Below are 7,772 nucleotides of genomic sequence, written 5' to 3' on the forward strand. Positions count from 1 at the left end.
CTCGTGTTGGAAGGCTTCGATAACACCCCGCAAAAGGTCTCTGGCTCGGAACAGCGGCCAGCTGCGGATTGGCACATGATCACACGGGATGGGACAGTTAACCTACTTGACATATGAAGAATCCCTTTTCGAATCAGAACGAAAAGGACGCTCGACGCCAATCCCACTTTTGGATTATTGATAGCCTTGACCAGATACTTTGCAAGGTATCAAATCCGGCCAGCCGATCAAGGCGGTCCATCAGTGTCATCGAGCAATATTTGATTTCTGAAGGATTTGACTCGTTTGCCGATCCGCGTCAGCGGCAGGCGAGGTTGTAAATTCAACAGGGCGCAATTACCTTCACAGGGAGTTATCTATGTCCAGATTTGTTCCGCAAGGCAGCTACCTTCAATCGTCCTCACAAGTCAACGTCAACCTTTACGGCAAGGCCCAACGCCGAGATCAGAGCTGGATCGCCGCCGGGGCGAACATCACCAACTTGTCCGGTGGCCTGGTCAACCTGGATGGCTCCCTGCAGCCGGAGAACGATCCGGTGCCAACCACCGGATATATTCCGAACGGCAGCTATCAGAAGACCACTGAAAATGTATCTTCCGTCCTTTCCGCCTATTGCCGAAAAATAGATGGCAGCTGGCAATGGGCAACGCTCGATATTTCGAAATACACGCCAGCAAATGGCGATATTGCGAATATCAACGGAGAATTGATGATCCAAAAGAAGTGACATTTAATATTCATATCTGAATATTGACGGATCTCGGGGTTTAAACACAATCCCACAAAAATCCTGTCACGGCAAGTCTGCCGGGCGCTGCAAATCCAGCGCCCGGTCGACCCATTAAACGGATTTCATTTCTCTACGCTCGTGATCTGGCCCTCGACTTGACGCCCAGCGAAACACGGCATCACACGCGCGGCCAAATCTTTGCACCGTCGGGACTCGTTGCTGGCGCGCCCTGCGTCCGCTCCTCGACACCACTTCGCGCCCCCCCCCAGCATCCCTTGTCGCCAAATTCATGGCATGGCGCCGTCGCGTACGCGATGAAATCTGAAAATCTTCGGGTTGCAATGTTGCGCTCGCCGCTAGTTCACTGCACTAGCATCCCACCCCATGACAGTCATCACCCACATCGAGGACCTTCGCGTGCTCGCCGAGCGTCGCGTGCCGCGAATGTTCTACGACTATGCCGACAGCGGCTCGTGGACCGAGAGTACTTATCGCGCGAACGAAAGCGACTTCCAGAAGATCAAGCTGCGCCAGCGCGTGGCCGTGAACATGGAAAACCGCAGCACGCGCACGACCATGATCGGTGTGGAGACAGCCATGCCGGTCGCGATTGCCCCGACTGGCCTTGCCGGCATGCAGCATGCGGACGGTGAAATCCTCGGAGCACGCGCGGCTGAAAAATTCGGTATTCCCTTCACGCTCTCGACGATGAGCATCTGCTCGATCGAAGACGTCGCGGCGCATACCAAGGCACCGTTCTGGTTCCAGCTCTACGTGATGCGCGACCGCGCCTTCATCGAGCGACTGATCGAGCGCGCCAAGGCGGCGAAATGCGGTGCCTTGATGCTGACGCTCGACCTGCAGATCCTTGGCCAGCGGCACAAGGACATCAAGAACGGGCTGTCAGCGCCGCCCAAGCCGACGATCGCAAACATCCTCAATCTCATGACCAAGCCACGCTGGTGCATGGGCATGCTTGGCACGAAACGGCGCCAGTTTGGCAACATCATTGGCCATGTGAAGGGCGTCGAGAACATGAACTCGCTCAGCGCCTGGACGGCAGGGCAGTTCGACCCGGCGCTGAACTGGCACGACGTGGAATGGATCAAGAACCGCTGGGGCGGCAAGCTGATCCTGAAGGGCATCCTCGATGCCGAAGACGCAAGGCTCGCCGCCGACACCGGCGCGGATGCAATCGTCGTGTCGAACCACGGCGGGCGTCAGCTCGACGGCGCCCCATCATCGATCAACGTACTGCCCGGCATCATTGATGCCGTGGGTTCGCGAACGGAGGTCTGGATGGACGGCGGTATCCGCTCCGGTCAGGACGTGCTGAAGGCCGTGGCGCTCGGCGCGAAGGGCACACTCATCGGACGCGCCTTCCTCTATGGCCTCGGCGCGATGGGTGAAGAGGGCGTCACGAAGACGCTGGAGCTCATCCGCAACGAACTCGACCTGACCGCGGCGTTTTGCGGCTGCACCGACATTCGCAATGTCGACCGAAGCATCCTCCTCCCAGGCACCTATCCGCAATAGACTGAAACTGGGCCGGATCGGTGATAGACGCAGGACCGATTCATTTATGCATCCATCTCACAAGGAAATTCCCAATGAACATCGCACTCATCGGCGCCAGCGGCTTCGTCGGTTCCAAGGTCTTGGCCGAAGCATTGCAGCGCGGCCATCTGGTCACCGCCATCGTCCGCGCGCCGGGCAAGGTCACGCCGCAGAAAAGCGTTCGTGTGGTCGTTGCCGACGCATCCGATGCGGCAAGCCTCGCCAACGCGGCCAAGGGCCACGACGCCATCGTCAGCGCCTACAACGCTCCGCGCGGGAAAGACGAGTTCACACAGATCTATCTCGCCGGCGTGCAGGCCCTCATCGGCGGCGCCAAGCAATCGGGCGTGACGCGAATCCTGTGGGTCGGTGGTGCGGGCAGCCTCTATGTGGCACCGGGCGTGCAACTCGTCGACACGCCGCAATTCCCGGCCGAGTACAAGACGGAAGCGCTCGCGGGGCGCGATGCGTACAGGGTCTTTCTTGAAGAAAAGGCGCTGGCTTGGACCTTCGTCTCACCGGCCCCGCTCCTGGCCCCAGGCGAGCGCACCGGACGTTTCCGCTTGGGCCGCGACGAGGTGCTGATGAACGGCGACATGCCGGGCAACATTTCGGTCGAGGATCTGGCTGTCGCCATCGTCGACGAACTCGAAAAGCCCGCCCATATCCGCCAACGATTCACAGTGGCCTACTGAAAGGCTGAGAGGGAGGAAGCCGCTTGTGTTGGGGGCCTGCCATGACGCTCGATCAGTATCAAGCGCTCAAGCTATGGCACGCACGTCATTCGCGTGACCACCCCATCGAAAAAGACACTTGGGACATCATCCTGACGCTGTGGATGAGCGGTTGGGTTGGTGGTGCAGTGGCCATGGTGCTCAGCGTGCCGCTCGCCACGGTCGCCTGCATCGCGCTGCTCTTCCTGCCCCGTACCTACTGCAGTGTTCCACGCTATGCGGAACATAAGACCGCGTCTTTGGCCCCGTGACGTCGTTGCAAATCCTCGCGATACCACGGGTATCGCTGCGGTTTGCGCCTAGCCACGCGGCCAAATCCACCGGTCTTATTAAGTTCCGCATAGCGTGGAACACTGCACTACGTCGCCCTGCGCTCAAAGCTGCATCGCGCAGGGCGGCTTCGCTGCGACTGGATCACTGCTCTTCGGTGAGCGCCCCCGGCCCGGTGCGTGGGCTCAACTCCATCAGATCCACGCAGGCCTGAACGAGTTCGCGCACCAGATCTTCGTCCACCGGATACCTGTAGCGAAAACGCACGTGGCGCATGCCGCGCCCGGTGCCTTCGAGTTCAGGAAAGCGGTCGGCCAACGATACGCCGTTGAAGATCTGCAGGTTCGCGTGATCCTTGTGCATCACGATGGCCACCGCATGTGTGCCCGCGTAGGTGAACATCAGGTTGCCCCACTTTACCGATGGCACGAGATCCGGTGACGCGGCCTGCACCAACGAGCGCAGGATTCTGGCCAAGTCGTGCTGCTCGGGTCGCAGGTTGTCGAACCAGGTCTCGATCAATGCAGCAGGTCGGAGGATGGATCGCATCGCCAATGCCTCGTCAAAGCTCTCGTGACTGGAGGGTGTCGCACTGGGGCACGCTGCCCGTCTGGAGGCCGCGCTTGAACCACGACACGCGCTGCGCGCTGGTGCCGTGGGTGAAGGTCTCGGGCTGGATGGTGCCCCGTGCCTTGCGCTGCAGCGTGTCATCGCCAATCTGCGTGGCGGCATTGAGCGCCTCTTCAACGTCGCCCTGCTCCAGCACCTGTCGCGCCGCCTGCGCGTCGTGCGCCCACACGCCGGCGAAACAATCGGCCTGCAACTCGATGCGCACGCTCATGGCGTTGTACTGGGTTTCGCTCATGCGCCGGCGCATGCTGTCGGCCTTGTCGGTGATGCCCATCAGCTTCTGCACATGGTGGCCGACTTCATGGGCGATGACGTAGGCCTGCGCAAAGTCGCCCGGGGCGCCCAGGCGCGTGCGCATGGTTTCGTAGAAGTTGAGGTCAATGTAAACCTTCTCGTCGGCTGGGCAATAGAACGGACCCATCGCGGATTGTCCCGCGCCGCAGCCGGTTTGCGTACTGCCGCGAAACAAGTGCAACTTCGGTTCGCGGTAAGTCCCGCCTGCCTCGCGAAACTTTGCACGCCAGACGTCCTCGGTGTCGGCAAGCACGACCGAGACAAAACGTGCCATCTGGTCATCTTTCGGGGGCTTGTGGGCGGGAGCCTGCTGCGTTTGCGGAGCACCACCACCGCCGCTCATGATGCCGAGGATGGTCAGGGGGTTGATACCGAAAATCCAGCCCGCCACCACCGCGATGACGATGGAGCCAATGCCGAGGCTGCCACCACCCAGTCGGAACCCTCCACCGCCGCCGCTGGCGCGTCCGTCCTCGACGTTCTCACTCTCGCGATTGCCTTCCCACTTCATGGCCTGTCCCCCTCGGATAGCGTTCGGAGCATCGTACGCGTCTGCCATTAACCCGGAAGCGGCAACCGGCGTGCCCGAAGCGGGTATTCAGGTCTTGGGCAAGGTCACCCCGCGCTGCCCCTGGTACTTCCCACCGCGGTCCTTGTAGCTCGTCTCGCAGACCTCGTCGCTTTCGAAGAAGAGCACCTGGGCGCAGCCCTCACCCGCGTAGATCTTCGCGGGCAGCGGCGTGGTGTTCGAGAACTCCAGCGTCACATAGCCTTCCCACTCCGGCTCGAAAGGCGTGACATTGACGATGATTCCGCAGCGGGCATACGTGCTCTTGCCCAGGCAAATGGTCAGCACGCTGCGTGGAATGCGGAAGTACTCGACCGTGCGAGCCAGTGCAAAGCTGTTGGGCGGGATGATGCAGACGTCGGACTCGATGTCCACGAAACTCTTCTCGTCGAAAGCCTTCGGGTCCACCACCGTGCTGTAGATGTTCGTGAAAACCTTGAATTCCGGCGCGCAACGGATGTCATAGCCATAGCTCGACGTGCCGTAGCTCACGATTCGGTGCCCGTCAGGCGCACTGCGCACCTGGCCGGGCTCGAACGGCTCGATCATGCCGTGCTGTTCGGCCATGCGCCGTATCCACTTGTCGCTCTTGATACTCATTGCAGGTTCCTGGAGTTGCCGCGATTCTAGTGACGCGTCAAGCCACAAGTGTCGGTTGATCGCGCCGCTCTCTCCCCTGCCCCAGGGGCTCCCAGGGAAAGGGAGTTCAGACGCGCGCCGTGGCGAGGTGTCCCGCATTTTGACAGCCACGCCCCAGTGTGCTGCACTAGCATCAACGCCATAGGAAACGACGGGCGACACCGTCCAAGGAGACAACTCTGATGCGCAACGCCACGGAATTGATGGTCCAGTACGCGGCCTACCACCGCGATCGCCGCAACATCACCACGCACTTCGTCGGCATTCCGCTGATCGTCTTCGCGGTAGGCGTGCTGCTTGCCCGGCCAAGCTTCGCAATCAACCACGTGTCTCTCACGCCAGCGTGGATGCTGTGGGGGGTGTCTGCCGTGTGGTACCTGACACGCGGCAACCTGGTTCTAGGTACCGTCGTCTCGGCAGCCACGGGTGTGCTGATGGCCTTGGCACAGCCCCTCGCAGCCGGTAGCACCGCGTCGTGGCTCACCTGGGGCATCGCCATCTTTGTTCTCGGCTGGGTGCTGCAGTTCATCGGCCACTACTACGAAGGGCGCAAGCCAGCCTTCATCGACGACTTCGTCGGCCTGTTAGTAGGCCCGATGTTCGTCACGGGCGAGATGCTCTTCTCATTCGGCCTGTGCAAACCGCTGCTTGAAGAGATCGAGCACCGCGTCGGCCCGACCATGCTGCGCGACCTCGCGCATCCGCTTACCTGAGAGGCTGAGAGTATTTCGATCATGCCCGCTCATCACGTCAAAACACCCCTGCTCGTCGTTGCAAATGCTCGCCATAGCCCGGGCTGTGGCTACGCTTTGCGCCTAGATCAGGTGCCTTTTGACGCGCTGCTCGGGCACGCTCGAAAAACTCTCAGCCTCTGACGCGCCACTTTTTTGATCCGCGCTGGCCCTCTTGCTGATAGCGTTGGTGCTGCTTGCGACACCGGCGTTTACCGCTTTCGCTCCATAGGCTCCAAGGGCGCGGGTTCGGGCTGCGAGTCGAAGCGCTCGAATCCGCAGTAGCAGATGAAGTGCTTGTTCGTGGCGCGACCGAAGAGGCACAGCCCCAGCCTGAGCGCAAGCTCGTAGCCCATCTGCGTGATGCCACTTCGCGACACGACGATGGGCACGCCCAGCTGCGCCGACTTGATCACCATCTCGCTCGTCAACCGCCCCGTGGTGTAGAAGATTTTGTCGCCGCCATCCACGTCGTGCTGCCACATCCAGCCGGCAATCGTGTCGATGGCGTTGTGGCGCCCGACGTCCTCAACAAAGGTCAGCAACTCGTCCTGCCTGAACAAGGCGCAGCCGTGCACCGAGCCGGACGACTTGTAAGTGCTCTCCTGAAGCCGCATCGCGTTGAGCAAGCCGTAGAGCTTTTCCTGGCTCAATCGCGCCGTGGGTTCATGGGCTCCAGGCAAGCGAATGGTGTCGAGTTCGCTCATCAGGTCGCCGAACACCGTGCCCTGCCCGCATCCCGTCGTCACCACGCGCCTGGCGGTTTTCTCGTCGAAGCGTTCGATGCCGGCGCGTGTCTTCACGGCAGCGGCTTCGACGTCCCAGTCCACCGTCACCGATTCGATGTCGGCGACCGAATCGACCAGGCGCTGGTTGCGCAAGTAGCCAAGCACCAGCAGCTCGGGCGCGGCCCCGAGCGTCATCAGAGTGACCAGCTCCCGGTTGTCGACGAACACCGTCAAAGCGCGCTCGGCGGGTATGGTGATGTGCCGCTCGCTGCCGAATTCGTCGAGCACGGTCACGTCCCGGGTCAGCGGTGCATGGGCTTGGGTGAGGCGTAGCGTCATGGTGTCGCAAGCATACGTTGGCAACGCGACCATGGCGCGCCACTGTCGGGTTTGAGTGGTAGCCGCACCGCGGAACGAGTCGTATATTCAAAGACGGGGAGCGAATGGACGAAGATCCACGGAAGGGATCGATGAAGAATCGCAAGCTCTCGATCGCAGCCGTGCTGAGCGTGGCCTTGGTGACGGTCATCACGCTGCTGCTTTGGATCTTCGCCGCTGTGTTCCATGCCTCCGATCGAGAGCATCGCTGGGCGCAATTGCGAGACGCCTTGAGCGTGAACGCCGATCAGCAGGCTGCTGCGGCTGCGCTACCCATGTGGAAACTGGATGCGCCGCAGGTCACGGCTGTCATGCGAAGCATACGGCCGCGCGAGGTGTTCAGCATCTCCGCGTCGACCGACAACAAGAGCTATGTGCTGAGAGGCTGAGAGTATTTCGAACGTGTCCGAGTACGTCAAAAGGCGCCTGATCTAGGCGCAAAGCGCAGCCATAGCTTGGCTATGGCGAGCATTTGCAACGACGAGCAGGGGGCTTTTGGCGTGATGAGCGGGC

Annotated in this window: 10 protein-coding genes; 6 read left to right on the plus strand and 4 right to left on the minus strand. The window is 61.0% G+C overall.

Annotated features, from left to right (window positions below):
* The first annotated feature begins 358 nt into the window (after positions 1-358).
* The 4 genes from AC30NL_RS09605 to AC30NL_RS09620 all read left to right on the plus strand — a co-directional run bounded on the left by AC30NL_RS09605 (position 359) and on the right by AC30NL_RS09620 (position 3,272).
* On the plus strand, positions 359-727 hold the full coding sequence (locus AC30NL_RS09605) for a cyanovirin (RefSeq protein WP_489463778.1): 369 nt from the start codon (positions 359-361) through the stop codon (positions 725-727).
* A gap of 387 nt (positions 728-1,114) precedes the next feature.
* Entirely contained in the window at positions 1,115-2,266 is a 1,152-nt protein-coding gene (locus AC30NL_RS09610) for an alpha-hydroxy acid oxidase (RefSeq protein ID WP_489463779.1), read from the plus strand.
* A gap of 74 nt (positions 2,267-2,340) precedes the next feature.
* Positions 2,341-2,982 (plus strand): NAD(P)-dependent oxidoreductase, encoded by a 642-nt coding sequence (locus tag AC30NL_RS09615; RefSeq protein ID WP_489463780.1) that lies wholly within the window; start codon positions 2,341-2,343, stop codon positions 2,980-2,982.
* Positions 2,983-3,023: 41 nt separating this feature from the next.
* On the plus strand, positions 3,024-3,272 hold the full coding sequence (locus AC30NL_RS09620; protein ID WP_489463781.1) for a hypothetical protein: 249 nt from the start codon (positions 3,024-3,026) through the stop codon (positions 3,270-3,272).
* Between the two features lie 163 nt (positions 3,273-3,435).
* On the opposite strand, the gene AC30NL_RS09625 is transcribed toward AC30NL_RS09620, so the two are convergent.
* The 3 genes from AC30NL_RS09625 to dcd form a co-directional block, all read right to left on the minus strand.
* On the minus strand, positions 3,436-3,840 hold the full coding sequence (locus tag AC30NL_RS09625; RefSeq protein WP_489463782.1) for a DUF1801 domain-containing protein: 405 nt from the start codon (positions 3,838-3,840) through the stop codon (positions 3,436-3,438).
* Positions 3,841-3,853: 13 nt separating this feature from the next.
* Positions 3,854-4,726, minus strand: a complete 873-nt coding sequence (ypfJ, locus tag AC30NL_RS09630) for a KPN_02809 family neutral zinc metallopeptidase (protein ID WP_489463783.1) — start codon at positions 4,724-4,726, stop codon at positions 3,854-3,856.
* An 87-nt stretch (positions 4,727-4,813) separates the two neighbouring features.
* Positions 4,814-5,383, minus strand: coding sequence for a dCTP deaminase (gene dcd / locus AC30NL_RS09635; protein WP_489463784.1), 570 nt, complete (start codon positions 5,381-5,383; stop codon positions 4,814-4,816).
* A gap of 221 nt (positions 5,384-5,604) precedes the next feature.
* Here dcd and AC30NL_RS09640 point away from each other — a divergent pair, with 221 nt between their 5' ends.
* Entirely contained in the window at positions 5,605-6,135 is a 531-nt protein-coding gene (locus AC30NL_RS09640; RefSeq protein ID WP_489463785.1) for an Mpo1 family 2-hydroxy fatty acid dioxygenase, read from the plus strand.
* 230 nt (positions 6,136-6,365) lie between these two features.
* Here AC30NL_RS09640 and AC30NL_RS09645 read toward each other — a convergent pair whose 3' ends face one another.
* On the minus strand, positions 6,366-7,220 hold the full coding sequence (locus AC30NL_RS09645) for a formate dehydrogenase accessory sulfurtransferase FdhD (RefSeq protein ID WP_489463786.1): 855 nt from the start codon (positions 7,218-7,220) through the stop codon (positions 6,366-6,368).
* Between the two features lie 131 nt (positions 7,221-7,351).
* Between AC30NL_RS09645 and AC30NL_RS09650 the strand changes: the two genes are divergently transcribed.
* On the plus strand, positions 7,352-7,648 hold the full coding sequence (locus AC30NL_RS09650) for a hypothetical protein (protein ID WP_489463787.1): 297 nt from the start codon (positions 7,352-7,354) through the stop codon (positions 7,646-7,648).
* Positions 7,649-7,772 lie beyond the last annotated feature (124 nt).

Source organism: Rhizobacter sp., assembly GCA_021153565.1.
In the GTDB taxonomy this organism is placed as follows: domain Bacteria; phylum Pseudomonadota; class Gammaproteobacteria; order Burkholderiales; family Burkholderiaceae_C; genus Albitalea.